General features: G+C 54.8%; 20 protein-coding genes. 4 read left to right on the forward strand and 16 right to left on the reverse strand.

Features of this window, described 5'->3' with window-relative positions:
• Genes AB1E22_RS19115 through AB1E22_RS19125 form a run of 3 tightly spaced genes read left to right on the forward strand, consistent with a single transcriptional unit; the run spans position 1 to position 3,583 of the window.
• On the forward strand, positions 1–477 hold the full coding sequence (locus AB1E22_RS19115; RefSeq protein ID WP_367596800.1) for an ester cyclase: 477 nt from the start codon (positions 1–3) through the stop codon (positions 475–477).
• Positions 478–499: 22 nt separating this feature from the next.
• Complete coding sequence (locus tag AB1E22_RS19120) at positions 500–2,392, forward strand: NAD(P)/FAD-dependent oxidoreductase (RefSeq protein ID WP_367596801.1); 1,893 nt, start codon at positions 500–502, stop codon at positions 2,390–2,392.
• A 6-nt stretch (positions 2,393–2,398) separates the two neighbouring features.
• Entirely contained in the window at positions 2,399–3,583 is a 1,185-nt protein-coding gene (locus AB1E22_RS19125) for a cytochrome c (protein WP_367596802.1), read from the forward strand.
• 77 nt (positions 3,584–3,660) lie between these two features.
• On the opposite strand, the gene AB1E22_RS19130 is transcribed toward AB1E22_RS19125, so the two are convergent.
• From AB1E22_RS19130 to AB1E22_RS19200, 15 genes are all read right to left on the reverse strand, one after another.
• On the reverse strand, positions 3,661–4,491 hold the full coding sequence (locus tag AB1E22_RS19130) for a prepilin peptidase (protein ID WP_367596803.1): 831 nt from the start codon (positions 4,489–4,491) through the stop codon (positions 3,661–3,663).
• A gap of 5 nt (positions 4,492–4,496) precedes the next feature.
• Positions 4,497–5,060, reverse strand: coding sequence for a general secretion pathway protein GspB (locus AB1E22_RS19135; RefSeq protein ID WP_367596804.1), 564 nt, complete (start codon positions 5,058–5,060; stop codon positions 4,497–4,499).
• Positions 5,057–6,634, reverse strand: coding sequence for an AAA family ATPase (locus AB1E22_RS19140; protein WP_367596805.1), 1,578 nt, complete (start codon positions 6,632–6,634; stop codon positions 5,057–5,059). The genes AB1E22_RS19135 and AB1E22_RS19140 overlap by 4 nt, the downstream gene beginning before the upstream one ends.
• A 23-nt stretch (positions 6,635–6,657) precedes the next feature.
• Positions 6,658–7,398 carry a type II secretion system protein N gene (locus tag AB1E22_RS19145; protein WP_367596806.1) on the reverse strand — a complete coding sequence of 247 codons (741 nt, stop codon included), beginning with the start codon at positions 7,396–7,398 and terminating at the stop codon, positions 6,658–6,660.
• The gene (gene gspL / locus AB1E22_RS19150) at positions 7,395–8,825 is read right to left on the reverse strand and encodes a type II secretion system protein GspL (RefSeq protein WP_367596807.1); all 1,431 of its coding nucleotides are present in this window, start codon (positions 8,823–8,825) and stop codon (positions 7,395–7,397) included. The genes AB1E22_RS19145 and gspL overlap by 4 nt, the downstream gene beginning before the upstream one ends.
• Positions 8,822–9,793 (reverse strand): type II secretion system minor pseudopilin GspK, encoded by a 972-nt coding sequence (gene gspK, locus AB1E22_RS19155; RefSeq protein ID WP_367596808.1) that lies wholly within the window; start codon positions 9,791–9,793, stop codon positions 8,822–8,824. The genes gspL and gspK overlap by 4 nt, the downstream gene beginning before the upstream one ends.
• The gene (gene gspJ, locus AB1E22_RS19160) at positions 9,790–10,401 is read right to left on the reverse strand and encodes a type II secretion system minor pseudopilin GspJ (protein ID WP_367596809.1); all 612 of its coding nucleotides are present in this window, start codon (positions 10,399–10,401) and stop codon (positions 9,790–9,792) included. The genes gspK and gspJ overlap by 4 nt, the downstream gene beginning before the upstream one ends.
• Positions 10,398–10,760 (reverse strand): type II secretion system minor pseudopilin GspI, encoded by a 363-nt coding sequence (gene gspI, locus AB1E22_RS19165; protein WP_367596810.1) that lies wholly within the window; start codon positions 10,758–10,760, stop codon positions 10,398–10,400. Before gspI ends, gspJ begins: the two co-directional genes overlap by 4 nt.
• Entirely contained in the window at positions 10,757–11,272 is a 516-nt protein-coding gene (gene gspH / locus AB1E22_RS19170; RefSeq protein WP_367596811.1) for a type II secretion system minor pseudopilin GspH, read from the reverse strand. Before gspH ends, gspI begins: the two co-directional genes overlap by 4 nt.
• Positions 11,272–11,706, reverse strand: coding sequence for a type II secretion system major pseudopilin GspG (gene gspG, locus AB1E22_RS19175; protein ID WP_367596812.1), 435 nt, complete (start codon positions 11,704–11,706; stop codon positions 11,272–11,274). The genes gspH and gspG overlap by 1 nt, the downstream gene beginning before the upstream one ends.
• Before the next feature lie 13 nt (positions 11,707–11,719).
• On the reverse strand, positions 11,720–12,940 hold the full coding sequence (gene gspF, locus AB1E22_RS19180) for a type II secretion system inner membrane protein GspF (RefSeq protein WP_367596813.1): 1,221 nt from the start codon (positions 12,938–12,940) through the stop codon (positions 11,720–11,722).
• A 2-nt stretch (positions 12,941–12,942) separates the two neighbouring features.
• Positions 12,943–14,421 carry a type II secretion system ATPase GspE gene (gene gspE, locus AB1E22_RS19185; protein WP_367596814.1) on the reverse strand — a complete coding sequence of 493 codons (1,479 nt, stop codon included), beginning with the start codon at positions 14,419–14,421 and terminating at the stop codon, positions 12,943–12,945.
• Positions 14,414–16,375: a type II secretion system secretin GspD gene (gspD, locus tag AB1E22_RS19190; RefSeq protein ID WP_367596815.1), complete on the reverse strand. Its 1,962-nt coding sequence runs from the start codon at positions 16,373–16,375 to the stop codon at positions 14,414–14,416. The genes gspE and gspD overlap by 8 nt, the downstream gene beginning before the upstream one ends.
• 8 nt (positions 16,376–16,383) lie before the next feature.
• The gene (gspC, locus tag AB1E22_RS19195) at positions 16,384–17,112 is read right to left on the reverse strand and encodes a type II secretion system protein GspC (protein WP_367596816.1); all 729 of its coding nucleotides are present in this window, start codon (positions 17,110–17,112) and stop codon (positions 16,384–16,386) included.
• Between the two features lie 97 nt (positions 17,113–17,209).
• The gene (locus AB1E22_RS19200) at positions 17,210–19,621 is read right to left on the reverse strand and encodes a beta-glucosidase (RefSeq protein ID WP_367596817.1); all 2,412 of its coding nucleotides are present in this window, start codon (positions 19,619–19,621) and stop codon (positions 17,210–17,212) included.
• A gap of 343 nt (positions 19,622–19,964) precedes the next feature.
• Between AB1E22_RS19200 and AB1E22_RS19205 the strand changes: the two genes are divergently transcribed.
• Positions 19,965–20,903 (forward strand): helix-turn-helix transcriptional regulator, encoded by a 939-nt coding sequence (locus tag AB1E22_RS19205; protein ID WP_367596818.1) that lies wholly within the window; start codon positions 19,965–19,967, stop codon positions 20,901–20,903.
• A 70-nt stretch (positions 20,904–20,973) separates the two neighbouring features.
• On the opposite strand, the gene AB1E22_RS19210 is transcribed toward AB1E22_RS19205, so the two are convergent.
• Positions 20,974–21,222: a CsbD family protein gene (locus tag AB1E22_RS19210; protein ID WP_367596819.1), complete on the reverse strand. Its 249-nt coding sequence runs from the start codon at positions 21,220–21,222 to the stop codon at positions 20,974–20,976.
• Positions 21,223–21,305: the final 83 nt, after the last annotated feature.

The raw sequence follows: 21,305 nt of genomic DNA on the forward strand, positions 1-21,305 counted from the left end.
ATGAAAACCATTAAAGTCGCGGCACTCTCCCTTGCGCTCTTCTCTCATTTAGCGCTGGCAGACGTTTCACCGTTAACCGTGGTGAAAGATTATATGTCCGCATGGAATGCCCATGATTCCGCCAAAGCGGCGCAATATCTGGCAAACGATGTAGTGTATTACGATGCGGCAGCCGGTACGCCGGTTAAAGGTAAAAACAATGCTGAGAAAGATGTCATCGGCGCCTTTATTAAAGCCGTTCCCGACCTTACCTGGAAAATGACCAGCAAACCGGTTTATGACCACGACACCATTGCTTTTCGCTGGGAATTTAGCGGAAAAAATAGCGGCGAATGGGCTGGGGCTCCGGCAACGAATAACCCCATCAAATTTGAAGGCGTCAGTTATATCACCGTCAATAATGGGAAAATTACCTGGCAGGGGGATTATTACGACTCTAAGAAATTAGACGAAGAGTTAAAACCCCAGGCTAAATAATCAGCACCAGATAAGGTTTTATATGTCGATTACCAGACGTGATTTTCTCAACGGCGTTGCCATTACGATTGCCGCAGGGCTGACACCTCTCGACCTTGCAAAAGCGTCGGGTAAAGCCAGCGCAATGATGGGTGAGGAGTATTATCCTCCCCAGTTGACCGGGCTGCGTGGAAACCATCCGGGCTCTTTTGAAATGGCCCATGCGATTGGTCGCGATCATGAAAAATTCAGTACTGAGCATCTTCCTGTTGAAGAAGAATATGATCTTGTCATCGTCGGCGGCGGTCTTAGCGGATTATCCGCCGCCAGTTTCTGGCACGATCTGGCGGGTAAAAATAGCAAAGTGCTGGTTCTCGATAATCATGACGACTTTGGCGGGCACGCTAAACGAAATGAATTTAAAGCCGCTGGCAAAAAGATTATTGGCTACGGCGGGAGCGAGGCTTTCCAGTCGCCAACGCGAAATTTCAGCCCGGTAGTTAATGGCCTGATGTCGACGGTGGGCGTCAGCGTCACCCGAATGAAGAAAAGTTTTGACGTTAATTTCTACCCGGATCTTAATCTCAGCCGCGGGGTATTTTTCGACAAAAAGAATTTTGGCGAAACCAAAATTGTTGGCGGCGATCCGGGGCGGGCGGTAGCCGATGATATTCCCCCAGACAGACTTAATGGCCGTAGTCTTGAAGCATTTATCAATGATTTCCCATTAAGCGAAAGCGACCGCAAAGCTATTCTCGATTTATACGTTAAGCCGGTGGATTACCTGAAAGGGATGTCGGTTGAGGAGAAAACCGAGTGGATGGACACCCACAGCTACCGGGATTTTCTGGTGGAAAAAGTGGGCCTGAGCAAAATGGCGGTGATGTATTTCCAGCAGCGTACCAATGACTTTTTTGCCATTGGTATCGAAGGTGTGAGCTGCAGCGATGCCAGAACCTGCGCGCTGCCGGGCATGGAGGCGATGGAATTACCGCCGCTTGATGAAGAAGCCCTCGCGGATCTCGAAGAACCTTACGTTTACCATCTCCCTGACGGCAATGCCGGACTTGCGCGGTTGATTGTCAGGCATTTGATTCCGGAAGCCTTACCCGGCACCACGATGGAAGATTCCATCACCTCGCGGCTTAATTATGAAAAGCTCGATCGCCAGGACAACACCACGCGCATTCGCCTCAACAGTATCGTTATTAATGCCGCGAATACCGATGACGGCGTGGTAGTGACGTACATCAATGACGGGAAAGCGCACCGTATTAAGGGGCGAAAGGCAGTGATGGCGGGGTACAACATGATGATCCCGTATCTGGTGCCGGAAACGCCGGAGCAGCAGAAAGCGGATCTGCGCCTGAATGTGAAAGCGCCGCTGGTTTACACCAATGTGGTCGTCAAAAACTGGCAGGCGTTTACCCAGCTTGGCATTCACGAATTCTATTCCCCCGCCGCACCGTACAGCCGCGTCAAACTCGATTACCCGGTCAGTCTGGGGAGTTATCAGCATTCGCAGGCGGCGGATCAGCCCATGTGCCTGCATATGGTTTATGTCCCGACTTACCCTGGCAGCAAACTCAGCGCCCGCGAACAGTTCCGCCAGGGTCGCGCCTATTTGCTCGGCACCCCTTTCGAGACGCACGAAAACATGATCCGCTCGCAGCTTCAGGAGATGCTCGGGCAAACCGGCTTTGACCACGAGCGCGATATTACCGCCATCACCGTAAACCGCTGGGCGCACGGCTACGCGTATTACGCCAGCGCTCTGTTCGATGATATGGACAAAATGCCGGAAATCGTTGAGCGGGCGCGTAAGCCGATTGGCCGAATCGCCATCGCTAACTCCGATTCAGACTGGGATGCCTACGCCCACACGGCGATTGACCAGGCGTGGCGTGCGGTCAACGAACTTAAAGCGATGGGATGAGCGAACATGAAACAGATTGTTATGGCGATGGGATGTTTGCTTTTTACCGGGAATGCCGCTGCGCAGTCGGCGGGCGAATATATGGCAAAAGTGTCGGATTGTGCGGCCTGCCACACGGCAGTGGGCGGGCAACCGATGGCGGGTGGGAAAAAGTTCTCAACGCCCGTCGGGGATATTTACGCCACCAATATTACGCCGGACAAAACCAGCGGGATTGGCGATTACACCCGGCAAGATTTTGAAAAGGCCGTCAGGCAGGGGATTGCGAAAGACGGGCATCCGCTGTACCCCGCGATGCCGTATCCGTCCTACGCCAAAATGACCGACAAAGATATTGACGATCTCTATGATTATTTCATGAAAGAGGTGCCTGCTTCTAATGTGAAAAACCCGCGCAATGAGATTCCGTGGCTGCTTTCCGCCCGCTGGCCGCTGCATATCTGGAACTGGTTATTCGTTGATGAAGCGAAAGCCGGTGAAGTTAAAACAGGCGAAGTTAAAACAGGCGAAACCAGCGCCAAAAAACCTGATGCTACTCTGCTCGCTCGCGGGGCTTATTTAGTTGAAGGGCCGGGCCACTGCGGGGCCTGCCATACGCCGCGAGGCGTGACGATGCAGGAAAAAGCCTATGACGGCTCAAGCGACCTTTTCCTGAGCGGAGCCATGATCGACGGCTGGTATGCGCCATCGTTGCGAAATCTCTCGATGCCGCCAGAAGAGTTAAAAGACCTGCTGCGAATGGGAAGAAGCCAGCACGGCGCCATATCCGGGCCAATGAGCGAGGTGATTACCCAGAGCACGCAATATTTAACCGATGGCGATCTGGAGGCGATTTCCTCGTACCTGCTGAGTTTTAACCCTAAGAATGTCACACCGGTCTCCAGCGACGGAGCCGTGAGGTATTCCCCAACGGATGGGAAAACGCTTTATTCCATGTACTGTTCGACCTGTCATGGGGATGACGGTAAGGGCAAAGATTTCACCGTGCCTTCTTTAGTCAATAACTCAATTATTACGGCCAAAGATCCTGCCTCGCTGATTTCGATAATTAATCAGGGAGCGGAAACGCCGCAAACGCAGGGCAATATTTCCTGGAAAATGCCCGCGTATAAAGACGTGATGTCTAAAGAAGAGAAGGATAACCTGGTGAATTACGTTCGCGGTACATGGGGAAATAAAACCGATAAGTAGTATTTTCAGAAAGGTAAGCGGTCTGCTCTGCTAAAACAGATCAGACGCTTACTTATCCCTCCATCGTTCGCCTTAACTCAGGCCGCCAGATAAAGAAAATACCCCCCAGATAAAATCAGCCACGGGCCAAAGGCGACCGGTTGGTTTAGCTTTTGGCGGTAAAACAAATGCATAGCACCCGCGCCAACTAAGCCCCCAACGGCGGCAAATGTCACCAGCTCCGGCAGTATCTCCCAGCCCAACCAGGCGCCAAGCGCTGCCAGTAATTTGGCATCGCCACCGCCCAGCGCGGCTTTGCCGGTCAACTGCGAGAAGATAAACGCCAGCAGCGCAAAGGAGAGATACCCGCAAATTGCCCCGATGACCGCGCTCTGTAATGGCACAAATGCGCCGTCAAAATTGACCACTAAACCTATCCAGATTAACGGCAGCGTCAGCACATCGGGTAACAGCATGGTTTGCGCGTCAATAACCGCCAGCGCCAACAAAAATGCGATAAACAATAAGCCTGCAGCAAGGTTTATTCCCGGCGGCCAAAGTAACCCTGCGAGAACAAATAATAATCCGCAGGTCAGTTCCACCAGCGGGTAACGCAATGAAATGGATTGCTGGCAGCAGCGGCTTTTGCCGCGCAACAGGCACCAGCTAAGTACCGGGACTAAATCACGGCGCAAGATGGGCTGCTGGCAGGCGCAACATGCCGAAGGGGGCCAGCAAAGGTTATATATTTTCCCGGGGATATGGGGAATATCCAGCGTCTGTCGGGCTTCTTCCCGCCATTTTTCGGCAAGCATTTTTGGCAGTCGCCAGATCACGACATTCAAAAAACTGCCGATTAATAACCCGGTAACGCCTAACAGCGCAAGCCAGACGGCGGGGTGCGAATAAGCCAGCTCGGTTAACAGCATTTGCTTCACCAGTCCGAAAGCGCGGCCGCGCGGAAAGTTTCGCCCTCGAACGAAAACAGGCTGTCGTTAGGTTCGATGGTCACAAGCGTAACGCCGCTGCCAATATCCTCGCCTTCGTGGTAATCGCGCCCATTAAGGTTGATAACGCTTTTTCCCGGCTCGCTGGAATATATATGCGCGCTGTATTTAATCGCGGGCAGACGGTGGCGCGTGTTTTCAGGTAATTGTTCTATGCCGGAAAAATCATCGCTATTTACCGGTTTTTCCTCAGCAGCTTCAGGGGCGGCGGCTTCCGGTTCTGGCGGCTCTTCTTCGGCGATCTCCTCCTCAATAACGGGTAGCGGCTGGGTGGCAAACGTCAGATGTTGGCGAATATTGCGCCAGTTTTGCGGCGCATGATGCACCACTTCGACGCGCTGAACCGTCGGCGGATTATGCAAGCTATGCCAGCCGTAACAGGACGCTGCCCCGGAAAGTGCTGCCAGGGTTAAGCCCGCAGACCAGGTTAAGATCAGGCACATTCTGGCGGACATACGCGCCTGCGGTTTAAGCTCGATCGACAAATTCATGGTGTCTCCTGCTGCGAAGAATGGCGGGTGGCCTGCTCGCGAGCGGGGATCGCGCCATCAAGCGTCGGAATGTTTTGGTCCGGCTGATTGCTCAGGCGAATTAAGGTTTGCTCCCCGGCGATGCCGTCTGCGGGCAGACGCTGTTGCTTCTGAAACGCGAGAATGCCCGCCTGAATTTTTGAGTTTTTATCGCTAACCGGGGTTTTTAACGCCGTGGTAAGTCGGGATGAAACCCACTGAATATCTTCCGCAGGGCTACGGTGGGTCACGCGGGTTGCGCCGCTATCCGGCAAGCGCCAGATGAGCGTGGCGTCTTTCTGGAAACGCTGATTCAGCCAGTCGAGCGACACTTCCCACTCCTGATTATCAAAAAGCAGCGAGGCTTTGCCCTCCGCCACGTGGCTGAGTACCGCAAACCAGTGGCCCAGCGTTTTATCTTTCAGTTGTATTACCGCTGGGTAATTGAGCGCGATGACCTCATTGAGCGACTCAAAACTTCTGAAACAGCGCAGCCCTGCGGGGGATAACGCCTCGCATGGAGCGGCATCGTCCGCGCTGTCATATCCCCATGTTGCGAGCAGCAGCGAAAACGCATCGTTTGGGTTGCGGGCTTTGTTCACGGAGCCGTCGAACAGTTTTTGTGCCTGCGGATCGGGAGCAACGCTGACCGGCACCTTCACGGTTTTGACCTCCGGTGCCGGAAGCCAACCCCATTGCTTCCAGCCCAACCAGCCTGTGGCAAACACCACCATGCAGACCACGGCGAAGGTGAAAACACCGGATACGCCCCCCATATCGACTCGCCCAGAAACCTTGTGCGCCGCGTCTGCCGCCTGAGAAGAACTCACCCGCCAGCGACGCGCCAGGGCGGCGTCCACCAGCATTTGCTCGCACATACGATTGATAATGCGCGGGATCCCCTGGCTTGTGCGCGTGATAACGCTGATGGCTCCGCGCGAAAAAATAGGGTGCAGGCAGCCTGATTTTTGCAGGCGAAAACGCACCGCGGCATCAACTTCTTCTTCGCATAGTGGGGCCAGGAAAAAGCTCGCCGTCACACGCTGGCGCACCTGATTCAAACGGGCGTCACGCAGATGTTCAGTCAACGCGGGCTGGCCAATCAAAATAATCGACAGCAGTTTGCGGTCGTTGGTTTCAATGTTGGTCAGAGCGCACAGGGCTTCAAGCTGGGGCAGCGCGAGATGCTGCGCCTCGTCAATCAGCAGAACGGCATGCTTTTTCGCCCGATGGGTGTGCCGTAAAAATGTCTCCAGTTGCATTTCAGCGGGCAGGTGAAACGCATGGCAAATGTGCTCCATCAGCGTGGTGTGCGACGTTAGCGGCGCAATCAGATACGCGGTTTCCATTTCCACGCCCGCATGCAGGCAAACATAACGCGCAAGCGTCGTTTTCCCGGTGCCGGGCGAGCCGATAAGCGTCATAAACCCGCCGGAATCCATGGTGCGATGCACGTGGTTCAACGCTTCACGATGCGAAGGGCTGAGATAGAGATAATCCGGGTCGGGCGAGAGCGTAAACGGTGCCGCGCTGAGTGCAAAAAAATCCTGATACATGTTGAGGTTCCTTTTACCGGCGCTTACCAACGCCCTGATGTGTCGAATGTGTATCGCCCTGGCGCATCGCTCCCCTTGCTTTGCGTCATCAGCATTAATAGCGCTGGGGGGAATGTGGGGCCGGGTGTTATCTCGCCCTGCAGGCGATACGCTTTGAACCCCTTTAACGAGAGTTGCCCGGTGCTGTTAAATTCCGGCGAGGACTGCGTGATGTCTGCGAGCCATCGCGTGCTAACGCATCTAAGCCGCAGCCGCACATCGCCGGTGTTAAGCGCCTGCGCGTTATCCGTCACACCGCCGTTTTTCCAGCGAAGAAAGGCTTGTGATTCAAGGCAGTGGTTCGGGGTAAAACGCAGATGTACCAGTCGGGCGTCAATCTCTCCGGCCAATTGCAGGGTGAGCGGCAGCGCATTTTGCAAAACGGCGGCAGGTAACTTCAGCGTGGCGTCATCAATATTCCACTCGCCGTTCCAGCCAATGGTGCCTGCCCCCTGGATACCGCGCGGGTCGGCGAGGCAAATCTGCGCGGCAATGCTTCCTTCCAGCAAAGCGAGTCCGCGCCATGTCCAGCTAAACGGGCCAATCTGCTGGTTATCCCAGCGCAATGTTTGCGCCTGGCCCCGCCAGAGCGTGCCGCTGACGCCGCCTAAACCGACGCCCGCAGGCAACGGTAGCCATTCAATGACAAAGCGGGCAGGCATCAACCCTATCAATGCGATGAGATAGCTGAGCAGCAGGGGGAAGAGGAGATACCGTGGTTTCATGAGCGGTTAGGCCTCGAGAGCAGCAGACGTTTAACTTCTACGTTGCCCTGGCCTTTGTCCGTCAGTTGTACCTGGTCCGCGATAATCCCGTATTGAAACTCAAGGGTTTGCAGCCAGTTTGCCAGGGCGATAAAACGCAGCGGCGCGGTATCTTTAAGTTCAATGGCTTTGCCTTGCGGGGTTAACGTCGAGGCGGGCAGGCTGGCCTTTTCGCGAGTGCGGGCAATGACGTCAGAAATCTCACTGTTTTGCGCGGAAATCGCCGGTTGCTGCGCGGCCTGCCGCTGCATCTGGGCGAGGTGCTGTTTCATTTGGTCGATTCGGGGCAACAGTTCACGAGCCGCTTTCTGGCGTCCGGGTTTATAGCTGAGCGTGACGTTTGCCGCGTCAATGACGCGAAGGTGAACATCTGGCGGCAAACGCTGCTCCATCGCTTTTAACGCCCCGGCGGAAGCCTGGGATAACTGTGCCTGGAGCGCCTGCTCTGAGGCATCAAACTGCAACGCTTTGACCTGAACGGCGGCGGGGAGCGCGGCATCAAGCGCCCGCGCTAACGGGATAAAATGGCCGTTACGCGCCTCCATTTTCCGCTTAAAGGCAAACCACGGGTCGCTCACGCGTTTGCTGCCGGGGAACGTCTGGTGATAGATCCCCGCCATTTGCGCCTGAAGCCGGGACTCTTCGCGGCTTAACATAACCTTATCCAGCCCGCTGATGACCAGAAAGAGCGCAAGGCAGGCTGCGAGCAAATAAACCGGCATGCGCCACAGCCCCAGGTCATTTACGCTATGGCGTTTAGGCCGATAGTCACCTTGCAACAGGCTGACCGGGGGAAGATGCGAAACCCGCAGCGGGAAGGGGTGTTCCTGAGTCTGCCCATGCAGCCTTTTTTCAGCGGGCAGGCACGCTATTAACGCCTCTTCCAGCACTAAGCCCTGCCAGCGCGATTCACGGATCAACTGCTGTTCGCCCAGGCTCCAGCGGTACCCTCCGTCACACAGGGGCAGCGCCAGAACGTCCGGCAGCATGCGGGTGAGGCTTAATCCTGCAGCGTCGAACCCGCGCAGCCACTCCTGAATAACCGCATGTTCTACCGCGGCCAGGTGAACGGTGGGCGCTTCATGCGCGAGCACCGCAACGTGCAGGCGCGTGGGGTCTTCAACGAGTTCATCTTCAAGCAAAAAGGGCAGCGCATGCCTGGTTTTACGGGTCAGCCTGCCGGGCAATTTAACCGCCCGCAGCACCACATCGCAGGCCGGAACCAGAGCAATGACCGCGTTGCCAGTCGCATATTGTTGCAGGTCTGCGAGGCTTGCCGCATTGGGGAGTTCGCCGGAAAACAGTAGCTGGTCATCCCGGGAAAAAAGCCACCAGTAGACGGGCTGGTGCGCATGGCTTGCCGCGCGGATTAGTAAGGTTTCACTCATGGTGTCATTCCCGTTTCACGGCTTCGCACCACCACTTTTCTGGCGCTGGTGCGATAAAAATGGCTGGTTAACTGGCTCGGCTGGTTTTCGATGGTGATGGATGAGGCGAAATAGTCGCTGTTCACCGTGAGCGAGCGGGTGAGCTCTGCCCCGGCAAGATGCTCATTTGCGCCTGGCGCGAACGCTAAAAATTCATCTACGGTTTTGAACCCTTGCGCCGGGCGGTGTTTGATAAGGTCGCGGGCGGTTTGAACGGGCAGGGTATTGAGAAACAGCGCCGACAATAACGGGGCCTGGTGGTCTAAAAGCGTATTGATATTCACCGCCAGAGTGCGCTCGGGCAGAACGCAAATCAAAGGCCGCAGAGCCTGATACAGCGCGCCGTCTATGCCTTTAACGGCGCGTAATTCGCTAAGGTGCTGCATTGGCTGGTTGGCGGGCAGATACGGCGGGTTCAGCGCCATGTATTCGTTGTCTTCCGCGCCCAAGATTTGCGCATCCCGATTCGCATCCAGCCAGTCTTCAACGGCGGCGGTCAGTTGCCTGGCGCGCAGGTTATCGACTTCAAGCCCCTCCAGGAGGGAGACAAAAACGTTTTCATAATACTGCGCCAGAATGTCCGGGTTTTTCGCGTCACGGTTTTGCAGGCTATTGAGATTAAAGCAGGCCTGCTCGTCGCGAATTTCCGCCCGCAATGAAACCTCGTCGATTGGCCAGACGGTTTGCTGAGAGGCCCAGTACTGCGCGCGGGAGGTGATCTGCGGGCTATCAATTGAATCCTGATACAGCACGCGGGCGGCAAAAGCCTCCCCGCCCAGTAAATACTCGCGCATCTGTAGCTGGGTCAAAAGCGTATGGCTGCGCTGCCACATTTGCCGGTAGCGCACCGTCATTTGCGAGGCGAGCAGCGTCATGGCAGAGAGTAAAAGTAAGACGACAAGCAAAGCCATTCCTCGTTGGTTTTTCATCGTGAACTCCCGCTCGCGGCCAGTAAAAATCGGCGCGTCACGGGGCCGTAATCCGGTAAATCCAGCGTGACTTCTACCGCTTCGGGAAGCGCACCACCCGCCGTCCACTGTGTAAGCCAGCGCCCGTTCTGGTAATAGCGCAGGCGAAACTGCTTGACTGATCTCAGCATGACGGTGCTGGTGGGCGCGGTATTCGGCACGTTGTCCGGGTAGCGCCAGGTCAGCCGTTCCAGCGTTGAACCCTGTAACCGCCAGCCCAGTTTTTGCAGCTCGCTGCGGCGCAGGCGGGCATCGGGGTTAAACCAACCGGTACGGGTAAACGTCACGCCATCGCCCGTGCTTTTGAGCAAGCCGTCGGCGGCGTTAAACACGCTATGACCGGGTTCCATTGCCTCGCGAACGGTGCGCGGAAAGGCCTGCACAAAATCATTTTCCAGTTGCTGCATGGCAAAACTGAGCTCGGTCAGGCGCGAGATTTTCTCTTTGGTGATGGCGTTATTGCGTATCACCCCCTGAAATACGGCCTGCGCGGTCAGGCTTAACAGGGCAAAAATCACCAGGGCGACCAGCACTTCGAGCAGAGTAAAACCGCGCTGTTTGCCCCTCATGGCTGGTGGAAGAAATAGCTGCGCAGATGAATGCGCGGGTCATTATTCGGCTGGCTTCTCACCTGGATTTCCACGGCGCGTAACAGCGGGTCGCGGGTGGTTTCCCCTTGCCGCTGCCAATACCAGGTGCGCCCGGCGAGTTGCCCTTTGCCGGAGACTTTCTCAAGGGCAGGCCAGCCGCCCGCCAGACGAAGATCAACCATCTGATTTTCTGCGACCCAGCTCCCAAACACGCTCTCCTCCATGGATTGCAGCGCCATGATCTGGCTGCCGAGGCTGTTCATTAACGCAAGGCTTGCTCCGGCAAAAATAACCATCGCCACCATCACTTCCAGAAGCGTCATGCCGCGTTGATTCATGGTGCCTCCGAAGTACTATCAACCAGCCGTGTTTCGCCTGATTCCGTTACGCTTAACGTTGCCAGCGCCTGCTTTTGGTCAAACGCGGTTAGCTCGAACGGGGTGACTTCGCCGCCGGGAAATAACAGCAATTGCGGTTTGCCTTCCTGCTCCGCCGACGGTGAATCATCCAGCAGCAAATCCTGCTGCGTCAGTTGGAAGGTGATGCCCTCTACAAAAGTAGGCTCGCTTGCTGAGAGGGCCTTCCAGCCGTGAGACTGGGCCGGATCCCGTACCATAAACTGGTACCCGTGCGCGTTAATCCGCAGGCCAAACAGCGCCCCCTGAGCCATCGCTTCCATGCGCTGAACGGGAATCGCATCGGCAAGGGCGGCAAGGCGCTCACGGGCCTGTTTCTGGGATGAGTTCGACGGCAACGCCATTACCACCAGGCTTGATGTCGCCGCGATAATCACCACCACCAGCATCATTTCGATGAGGGTAAAACCGCCGTTGCCGTTGGCCTGAATCATTACCCTTTGGCTCCGTTCAAATCCCAGTTGCCAATATCGTCATCGTTACCGGCTTGCCCGTCGGGGCCGGAAGAGAAAATATCGATGGAGCCGTGCTCGCCTGGGCTCACCAGTTGATAGGCGTTCTGCCACGGATCTTCGGGAAGGCGTTTGATGTAGCCGTTTTGTTTGTAGTTTTTCGGTTCCGGTGCGGCTTCAGGTTTGGTCAGAAGCGCATCTAAACCCTGTTCGCTGGTGGGGTAGCGCCCGTTATCGAGGGTGTACATATCCAGCGCATTTTCGAGGGCGACAATATCGGTGACCGCTTTTTGCCGGTCGGCCTGATTTTTATTCCCCATCAGGTTGGGCACGACAATACTGGCAAGAATGCCCAGGATGACGATCACCACCATAATTTCCAGCAGGGTAAAACCCTGCTGCTGACGCTTAACCATAACGGCTCCTTTTTTAATGACTGATCATGTTGTTGAGTTGAAGAATGGGCTCGAGAATGGCCAGCACGATAAACAGCACCACGCTTGCCATGCTGACCACCAGCAGCGGTTCGAAAAGACTCAGCGCCAGCGTCATCTCCTGTTGCAGTGCGTTATCCTGGTTGTCTGCCGCCCGCGCGAGCATGCTGTCCAGGGTGCCGCTGCGCTCGCCGGAGGCAATCATGTGCAACATCATCGGCGGGAAAAGGCGCGTCTGCGTTAATGCCCCGCGCAGGGTGCTACCTTCCCGCACGCGTTGTTGGGCGAGCGTGATTCGCAGGCGGGCTTCGGCGTTTTGCAGAACTTCACCGCTAATTTGCATGGCGTCCAGCAGCGGGACGGTGCTGGCGTTGAGGATGCTCAGCGTGCTGGCGAAACGGGCGGTATTGGTGGCGCGGCTAAGGCGGCCTGTCACCGGTAAACGCAGCAGCAAATTGTGGTAGCGCAGGCGGTTGGCTGGGGTTTTTAGCCAGTGTTTCCAGTAAAACCCCGCAGCGGTTGCCAGCCCTAAAAAGGTGACGCCGTAACGTTGGAGCAGTTCGCTGCACCCCATCAGCATGCGCGTACTGAGCGGCAGCGCTTGCTTCATATGGACGAACTGTTCCACGACGTTCGGCACCACGGTGACCAACAAAATAGCGATAACGCTTACCGCCACAACGGTCAGCACCAGCGGGTAAACCATCGCCTGGCGCAATTTGTTTCGCATCTGCTGGCGTTGCTCGGTGTAGTGGGCAAGCCGCATCAAAACGTCATCGAGATGGGAGGATTTTTCACCCGCCGCCACCATCGCGCAGTAAAGCTCGTCGAACGCAGCAGGGCTTTCCGCCATGCTTTTTGCCAGGGTCTGACCTTCCAGCACCCGGCTGCGCACGCTGTTGATCACACTCTGCAGCCGCGCTTTTTCCGTCTGCTGCGAAACCACATTTAAGGCCTCTTCCAGAGGAATACCGGAGGCTAAAAGCGTGGCGAGCTGGCGGGTAAAAAGCGTGAGTTCACTCACGCGCATCCCCGGTTTTCGGCGAGGCAAAAAGCGCTGCCGGGGACTCGCTGATGCGTTCGCTTCGTGAATTTTTACCGGGAGTAATTGCCGTTCGCGTAACTGTTGCCGGGCGTGACGCACCGAGTCGGCCTCCATCGAACCCTGTTTTGATTTGCCGTTAACGTCCAGCGCCTGCCAGCGAAAATCTGCCATCGTTACGCCTCCCGACTCACGCGTAATACCTCTTCGAGGGAGGTAACGCCTTGCTGCACTTTTGCCAGGCCGTCAGCCCGCAGCGCGGGTGTGGTGGTGCGGATAAGGTTTTCCAGGTCATCTTCACTGGCATCCTGAGTGAGGGCTTTGCGAACGGCTTCATCAACCACCACCAGTTCGTGGAGCGAGGTGCGCCCCCGATAGCCCGTGTGGTTGCATTTTTCGCAGCCGACGGGATGCCAGAGCTGCGAAACGTTGGCTGGAAACGCGTAGCGTTGGCGCTGGTGTTCGTCTATCGTCTGGGCGGTTTTACAGTGCGGGCAGAGGGTGCGCACCAGGCGCTGCGCCAGCACCGCCGTCAGGGAGGAGGCGAGCAAGAAGGGCTCCACGCCCATATCCCGCAAACGGGCAATGGCCCCGATGGCGCTGTTGGTGTGCAGCGTGGAGAAAACCAGATGGCCGGTCAGGGAGGCCTGAACGGCTATCTTTGCCGTCTCGGTATCGCGGATTTCACCGATCATCACCACATCCGGATCTTGCCGTAAAATGGCGCGTAGCCCGCGCGCAAATGTCATATCAACTTTGTTGTTCACCTGCGTCTGGCCGATGCCGTCCAAATCGTATTCGATAGGATCTTCGACCGTCAGAATGTTGCGCTCGTGGCTGTTAATCTCTGATAGCGCGGCATACAGCGTGGTGGATTTGCCTGAACCCGTCGGGCCGGTGACCAGGATAATGCCGTACGGTTTACGTACCAGGTCTGCCATCGTCTGCTGTAATTCGGCGGACATCCCGAGATGGGAGAGCGCAAGACGCACGGTGTTTTTATCCAGCAGGCGCAGCACCACGCGCTCGCCGTGGCTGGAAGGGAGCGTGGAAACGCGCACATCAACGGCTCGCCCGCCAATGCGCAAGCTAATGCGCCCATCCTGGGGAATGCGTTTTTCCGCAATATCGAGACGCGCCATGATCTTAATGCGCGAGATAAACACCGCTGCCAACTGGCGCTGCGGCTGAAGCACTTCCCGTAAAACGCCATCAATGCGAAAGCGAATAGCGAGGCGTGATTCATAGGTTTCAATATGAATATCAGATGCGCCGAGTTTTATCGCTTCGCCCAACATGGCGTTGATCAGCCGAATAATCGGGGCGTCATCTTCCATATCCAGCAGGTCTTCCTGGCCCGGAAGCTGGCCTGCGAGATCGGTAAAGCTCACTTCGTTGCCCAGATCTTCCATCAACTGCTGCGCTTCGCTGGCGTCGCGTTGATATTCTTTTGTTAACTGCTGCGCAAACTGCGCGTCGTCCAGCGTCTGGACTGCGAACGACTGGCGCAGAACGCGGCGTATTTCCAGCAAGATTTGCGGCCTGAGTTCCCCGCGATGAACCAGCACCGGCGAGCTTTCATGCCACTGCACCAGCACGCCGTGGTCGCGGGCAAAACTGAACGGTAGCTTTTGCTGCTTTCGCTCATCATTCATTGAAGAATCCTCCGCGCGGCCGCGCCCCAGGGGTGGCGGGCAGTGTAAGATCGGGCGTAGGAAGGGCCAGCGCATCGCGATTCAGGCGGTCAGATTTTTGCTCATCCCGGAACTGGCGATACTTCTCATTGGAAACGCCGTTGTAACTTGCCCCATCGCGCAGAATCACCGGATGGATAAACACCATCAGATTCTGTTTGCTGGTACTGGTGCTGTTGTAGCGAAAGAGGTACCCGAGCAGGGGAATATCACCGAGGATCGGTACTTTACTGACGCTTTCGGTGGTCTGGTTATTCAGCAGGCCGCCGAGCACCACCGTTTCGCCGCTCCTGACCATCACCGCGTTATTGATGGTTCGGGTGTTAAAGGTTGCACCGAGATCGCTTCCGGCAGAGGAAGAGTCGACGGAGCTTGCCGAGGCGACGCTGGAGACTTCCTGCTCGATATTGAGCAGCACGCTTTCGCCGTCGTTGATCTGTGGGACGACTTTCAGTTTGGTGCCGACGGTTTTACGCTCGACGGTGTTATACACGCTGCCGGTGGTGCTGGCCTGGCTGCCGGTGATGACCGGCACCTCCTGGCCGACGTTGATTGCCGCCTCTTTGTTATCTAGCGTGACGATGCTCGGCGTGGCGAGAATATTGCTGCGATTGTTATTGGCAAGCGCCGTCACCAGCCCGCCCCAGTCGCCGTTATAAAACCCGGCGGCAATGCCGTTAAAACTGCTGAGCAGCGCCGCGCTGCTGGAGCCGTTTTTTCTGTTTTCGGCGGCAACCACGGCGCTTATTGGCAAACCGGTACTGGTAAATTGCGTGGCACCGCCGTTTTGGTTAAACCACTGCACGCCGAAGTTCAGGGCGTCGCCATCCTGCATTTCGACGATCACCGCCTCAATCAAGACCTGGGCACGGCGAATATCAAGCCGGTTAATGATCTGCTCCAGCGCCTGCATGGCATCGGGCTGGGTGGTGATGACCAGAGAGTTCGTCTGCTCATCCGCAACAATACTCACCTCTTTGCCATTAAACGTTGTGCTGCTGGCTCCGGCGCTCGCGGGTGCCGTTTCACCTTTGCTCTGAGCGGGGGCGGTGGTGGCGCTGGTTCCGCTCAGAACAGAAACCAGGTTTTTGGCCTGGGCATATTTGAGGTAAAAGACGCGGGTATTGCCCTGGTTTTGCTCTTCACGGTCAAGCTGGCGGGCGATGGTGATTAACCGCTGGCGGGACTGGGCGCTCCCTGAAATCACCACGCTGTTGGTGCGCTCATCGGCAACCACGTTGGGCGCAAGGCCGCCGCCTTTGCCGTTGCGGTCGTTTTTATTTAAGCCGTTGAGGATTAGCCCCATCTCGCGCGATGAGGCGTATTTCAGTTTAATGATGTCAGATTGCTGGTTTCCGGCGGAGTCCACTCGACGGACGATTTCAGCCAGGCGATTGACCACCGCCGCGCGTCCGGTAACCAGCAAAACATTCGCCGATTCGTAGTGCACCACGTTTCCGGCTCCGGCGTTGTCGTTAAGCTGGCGCAACAGCGGGGCAAGCTCTTTCACATCCACGTTTGCCACTGGAATCACGCGGGTCACCACTTCGTCCCCGGTTCCGGCGTGGTAATCATCCGCCAGCGGAATAGCGGCGGTTTTGGCGTTGGCGGATTTCACCACTTTTAAGATGCCGCTTGCCCCTGGCACCACGGCAAACCCGTACACATCCAGCACGCTCAGGAAGAACTGATAATATTGCTCGTCGTTCAGGGCGTCATAGCTGCGGACATTCACCACGCCGCGCACGGCGGGGTCGATAATGATCGTCTTGTGCAGGTTTTTGCTGACGATGTTGATAAATTCCTGGATGTCGGTGCTTTTGAAACTGGCGCTATAAGTGGCTCCCCATGCGGCGGGCAAAAGCCCCGCCAGAAGAGTGAGGCTCAGGGCAATTCTTTTTATTTGTAATGACATACCCAACCTTACTCCGCTAAATCGATAAAAATGTTTTTCTCAGCGTCATCACGTAGGACGGTGATATCCAACTGGGTTAACTCACTAAGCTGTGCCATGAACTTTGCCGCTTCCTGCGGAGCGCGCAGGTCAAAGCCGTTAATGGCGATGGCTAAATCATTGGGCTGTAAGCCACTTTGCTGGAATAGCGTGGCCTCTTTGCCGGGATTAAGACGGTACCCCTGTATCACACCAGCTTTGTTCACCGGGGTAATCGCCACCTGTTCCAGTAATTTTTTGGGCTCTTTCAGGCGTTGTTGACGCCCGGCAGGTGTACCCGGTGCGGCGTCGTCATAGAGCCTGAGGATCTCCTGTTTTCCTGCGTTGAGCACTTCCACGTGGTCGTCCTGAATCGCTGTGATACTTGCCTGGGTGCCGTCGATAACATCCTGAATGCCATAACTATTTTGATGGCCTGCCTGCTCAATAATCACCAGCGAGTCTTCTGGTGTACTGCTGACTATTACGGCGGCTAACCGCACTTTTAGAGACGAGAGCGTGGCCGCAGGCGATTGCTTTTCCGGCTGGCCGGGAAAGAGCGTGTTAAAGCTGATTTGAGTAGGCTGCATTGCAGGCGGCTTTTTGCTTGCCAAAACAGGCGCTTGTGCTTGCGGAAACACCATTTCACCGAGTCGCCAGGTCAGGACGGCTAACTGATACCCGAGCCCGCAGAGCAATACTCCCGAGACTATCTGCACGAAAAATGGCTGAGAAAAACGTCGCGTGAACACCGGTTTACTTATCACCCTGGATGGCCTTATTGGCCGGGGCGAGAACGCGCTCGCCCCGGTTTTCTTACTGACTCACCGTGACAAAATCGGCGGGGTTCACACCGGCCGGAAGGGCAAGCGCGTCTGGCGTGGTGTTGCTCACCACGATTTCTTCGCTCACGTTAAAGGTCACAGGATCGCGACCCGCAACGTCTGACGACGGGGAGATCCAGGCTTTATACGTGCCGGGTTCGACGATCCACTGGTTTTTTTGCGGGTCAAAACTTGCCAGGGTTTTAGCCGGAATGGTGAACGTCAGCTTCTGGTTGGCTCCCGCTTGCAGGCTGTCCGTTTTACTGAAGGATTTCAGCTCTAACGCAGGTTTTTTCAGCTTCACTTCAGGTGCGCTGATATAGACCTGGGCGGCTTCTTTCCCGGCAACGCTCCCGGTGTTGGTGACCGAAACGCTCAGCGTGACCGCGCCTTTTGCCCCGTTGCTCAGGGTGTTGGACTCAACCGTTGCGCCGTCATAAGCGAAGGTGGTGTAGGAAAGACCGAAACCGAACGGCCATGCGACCGGCTTGCTGAAGGTGGTGTAGTAGCGGTAACCCACGTAGATGTCGTCGTTATAATCGATTTCATCCGGGGTGCCGTCACCGTTAAGATCTTTGCCTGGGAAGGTCGTGGCGGAAGGAACGTCGGCATAATATTGCGGAATGGTTTGCGCCAGTTTCCCGCCTGGGTTAACCGCGCCTGAGAGGACATCGGTAATTGCATGACCGGCTTCCTGGCCTGGCAGGTAGGAGAGCAAAATGGCATCGACTTTATCTGCCCATTCTGTGGTGTCGACGATGGCGGAGACATCCAGCACCACCACCACTTTCTTGCCTGCGGCATGGAATGCGTCGGACGCGTTTTTAATCAGATTCAATTCGTTTTCAGTAAGCAGGTAGTCGCCACGGGTGTTGGTGCGATCCACGCCTTCGCCTGCGATACGGCCGATGGTGATCAGCGCGGCATCGTTATTTTGCGCCGCACTCTCTATGACGCTGACATCCACCGCCGGATCTTCACAGGTGAAGTAGCTGGGTATGGAGGAGACAAAACCCGGATGCTCGACCTTATTTTGCGCGTAATAGTCGCGGTAGAAGGCGGTTAACGACTCATCGACGCTGTACTGCTGTTGCAGACCTTCGGCCAGCATAATGGTGGATTCGTTGTTCACCTGGCCGCTGCCGGTGCCGCCCTTGATGGTTTCAATTTGGCTGACGCCAAAACTTGCCAGTTTGAGGCGCGGGGTTAAAGGCAGCGCCTGGCCGTCATTTTTTAACAGCACCATACTTTCCGCCGCTGCCTGGCGTGCCAGGGCGCGGTGCTGCTCGAGATCGGGCTTGTTGTTGGCAGCGTAGTTGTTATATGAAGGGGACTGGAAGACTTGCGAAAGAATATGTTCGACGTTGACCGTCACGTCCGCTTCGGTGATATCCCCTTTGTCGTAAGAGGCTTTGAGAGCCTCCATTTCGCCGCCCGGCTCGATTAAATCATTCCCCGCTTTGAACTGTTTCCATGCGGTTAATTTTGGCGTACCGGCAAACCAGTCGGACATCACCAGCCCTTTAAAATCCCACTCGTTACGCAAAATATCGGTCAGCAGATCGCGGCGTTCGTTGGTGTAGGTGCCGTTAAGTTTGTTATAGGAAGACATGACGGCCCATGGCTGGGATTCTTCTACGGCAATCTGGAAACCACGCAGATAAATTTCGCGCATGGCGCGAGGGGAGACGAGGGTATCGATGGAGTTACGGTTAGTTTCTGAGTTATTCGCCACAAAGTGCTTAATGGTAGTGCCCACCTGGTTGGACTCAACGCCGTCTACCATGGCGGCGGCAATTTTCCCACTCAGCAGTGGATCTTCGGAATAGTACTCAAAGTTACGGCCATTGAGCGGGTTACGCTGAATATTCATGCCCGGTGCCAGAATAAAATCAACGCCGTATTCTTTAATTTCTTCGCCCATGGCTTTACCCACTTCGGCGACTAATTGGGTATCCCAGGAGGAAGCGAGCAGCGAGCCAATCGGCCAGGCGGTGGCGTAGTAAGTTTCTGAACTGCCGCTGCGGGTACTATTTATGCGCAGACCCGCAGGGCCATCGGCTAATTTTGTTGCCGGAATATCCAGTTTGTCGCTTTTTACGCCGTTAATATAACCGGCGACGCCCGAGACATCATTTTTAAGGTTGGTAATCTGAACATCCCCATTACCCATATTCATGCCCGGGCCCATGATCATATTCAGTTTTTCTTCGATGCTCATTTTAGCGGCTGCTTCTTTAGCCATCTTTTGATAATAAGCCGCATCTTTGACTTGTGAAGGCGGGGATTCTTCCTGATGGTCGTCGTCATCGTCGTCATGACAACCAGCAAGCATTCCGGCTAATGCCAGGGTGAGGCAAACGGTCAGGGTATTTAATTTTGTTTTTATGGCTAAGGATTCCACTGTTATTTTCCTTAAATATGTAGGGTGTTATCTGAATAAATTCAGGGATCTCAAAAGTAAGCAAATCAACAACAGCGGAATAATAACCAGGTAAATCACTCTTCACTTTGCAATGGAAAGCTATTTCTGTGCTCTTCGGAGCAGGGCGTTTTTTTGTGAGTGGTATCTCAAAATAATGCAGGATGCTACAATACATTAACATTACAAAAACAATATTAACGCCCATTCTTGTGCAAGGTTTCACATGCTTAATCGAAGCGTATCTAATTCAATATATAGGAATATTCTGAATGATTTGAGTCAAAAGGGAATTGACACAAATGGCCTGCTGGGGAGTTTAGGGTTGTCAACCCATGAGATGGAAAAACCCTACGGTCGTATTAGCGAAAACGTCCATTACCAATTAATGAGCAAAGTAAGTGGGCTGAATAAATCGGTCTATGGCAGTTGTATTCCAGAATATGTTTACAGTAATAGCGTTGAACATTCACATGCTGTTTTCCCCGAATTAATAGGGTTATGCCTGAATGAAAAAAACCTCGGCTCGGCTCTGTGCAGTTTTTCTGAAAACCGATTTCTCATTGGCGATTGTGACGATCTTTTTATCGAGAAAGGGGAGTCGCAAACCAGAATCAGATATAAAAACCGTGCGCCACAATCGGTTAATAATCCTTCCGCCATTTTTAATCTGGTGTTACTGGGGGGAATATTGAAAAGCTATGCTCCGCACATGGAGATGCAAATATCCGTAACCGATAGCGCCATTCATCATCTGGCGCTGGTCAACGATATGTTTAATAAAACCTGTTTGCTGCATCAGGAACATGACGCGATTATTCTGGATAACCATTATCTGGAATGCGAGAGCGCGTCGTTTAATCTGCTTTTGAACCGCTTACAAAAGAACCATATCAGTGCGCTTAAAAAACAGATTTTTAGCGAGCCTCCGCTAACGGCGGCGGTGAATGCGCTTATTGAGCAGAGTTATCTTTCGGGGCGGGAGTCTAATGCAAATTCTATAATGGAGCGTGTGTGCCAGGAGCTGCGCATTAGCCGTTGGACGCTGAACCGTCGCCTGCAACAGGAATCTGTTACCTTTACGCAGTTACTCAATCAGAAGCAGCTTTCTCTTTCGATGCGAATGCTGAGGGAATCGACACTCTCTATTCAGGAAATAAGCGACTGCCTGGGGTTTTCTTCGCATTCGGTTTATTCGCGCTTCTTTAAAAATCACCTGCAAATTTCCCCGATACAATATCGGGAAAAGGGGCGGCAAAGTTAAGGGCGATAAATACGGGGGAATTAACGGGCTGTTATTAACAGCCCTGAACATTATTTATTTACAGCCAAATTTATTTACGGCCAAGCAAATAACCAAACACTACGCCAACCGCTGCGGCAACCGCCAGCCCAGCCAGCGGGTTAGTTGACACCTGGTCTCTTACATTATCGGCAGCATCCTTCACGGCGTAACTGGCCTGCGAGGCGTATTTGCGCGCCGCACCTTTAAATTGCTCATCGGGGCTGTTGGTATGCTTGCCATACAATTCGCGTGCGGTGCCTGCTGCTTCGTTAACTTTATCGGTTGTCTTATCAAACATACTGAGCTCCTTAATGTCGTTGAAGAAATAAGTATAGTTGAGAGAAACAAGGGCGCAGTGGTATGCCAAAAATAGACTGTAAA

This window comes from Buttiauxella gaviniae, from assembly GCF_040786275.1.
Lineage (GTDB): Bacteria > Pseudomonadota > Gammaproteobacteria > Enterobacterales > Enterobacteriaceae > Buttiauxella > Buttiauxella gaviniae_A.

Coding starts and splice junctions, on each gene's coding strand:
- AB1E22_RS19115 (WP_367596800.1), top strand. CDS start 1: ATGAAAACCATTAAAGTCGCGGCACTCTCCCTTGCGCTCTTCTCTCAT.
- AB1E22_RS19120 (WP_367596801.1), top strand. CDS start 500: ATGTCGATTACCAGACGTGATTTTCTCAACGGCGTTGCCATTACGATT.
- AB1E22_RS19125 (WP_367596802.1), top strand. CDS start 2,399: ATGAAACAGATTGTTATGGCGATGGGATGTTTGCTTTTTACCGGGAAT.
- AB1E22_RS19130 (WP_367596803.1), bottom strand. CDS start 4,491: ATGCTGTTAACCGAGCTGGCTTATTCGCACCCCGCCGTCTGGCTTGCG.
- AB1E22_RS19135 (WP_367596804.1), bottom strand. CDS start 5,060: ATGAATTTGTCGATCGAGCTTAAACCGCAGGCGCGTATGTCCGCCAGA.
- AB1E22_RS19140 (WP_367596805.1), bottom strand. CDS start 6,634: ATGTATCAGGATTTTTTTGCACTCAGCGCGGCACCGTTTACGCTCTCG.
- AB1E22_RS19145 (WP_367596806.1), bottom strand. CDS start 7,398: ATGAAACCACGGTATCTCCTCTTCCCCCTGCTGCTCAGCTATCTCATC.
- gspL (WP_367596807.1), bottom strand. CDS start 8,825: ATGAGTGAAACCTTACTAATCCGCGCGGCAAGCCATGCGCACCAGCCC.
- gspK (WP_367596808.1), bottom strand. CDS start 9,793: ATGAAAAACCAACGAGGAATGGCTTTGCTTGTCGTCTTACTTTTACTC.
- gspJ (WP_367596809.1), bottom strand. CDS start 10,401: ATGAGGGGCAAACAGCGCGGTTTTACTCTGCTCGAAGTGCTGGTCGCC.
- gspI (WP_367596810.1), bottom strand. CDS start 10,760: ATGAATCAACGCGGCATGACGCTTCTGGAAGTGATGGTGGCGATGGTT.
- gspH (WP_367596811.1), bottom strand. CDS start 11,272: ATGATTCAGGCCAACGGCAACGGCGGTTTTACCCTCATCGAAATGATG.
- gspG (WP_367596812.1), bottom strand. CDS start 11,706: ATGGTTAAGCGTCAGCAGCAGGGTTTTACCCTGCTGGAAATTATGGTG.
- gspF (WP_367596813.1), bottom strand. CDS start 12,940: ATGGCAGATTTTCGCTGGCAGGCGCTGGACGTTAACGGCAAATCAAAA.
- gspE (WP_367596814.1), bottom strand. CDS start 14,421: ATGAATGATGAGCGAAAGCAGCAAAAGCTACCGTTCAGTTTTGCCCGC.
- gspD (WP_367596815.1), bottom strand. CDS start 16,375: ATGTCATTACAAATAAAAAGAATTGCCCTGAGCCTCACTCTTCTGGCG.
- AB1E22_RS19210 (WP_367596819.1), bottom strand. CDS start 21,222: ATGTTTGATAAGACAACCGATAAAGTTAACGAAGCAGCAGGCACCGCA.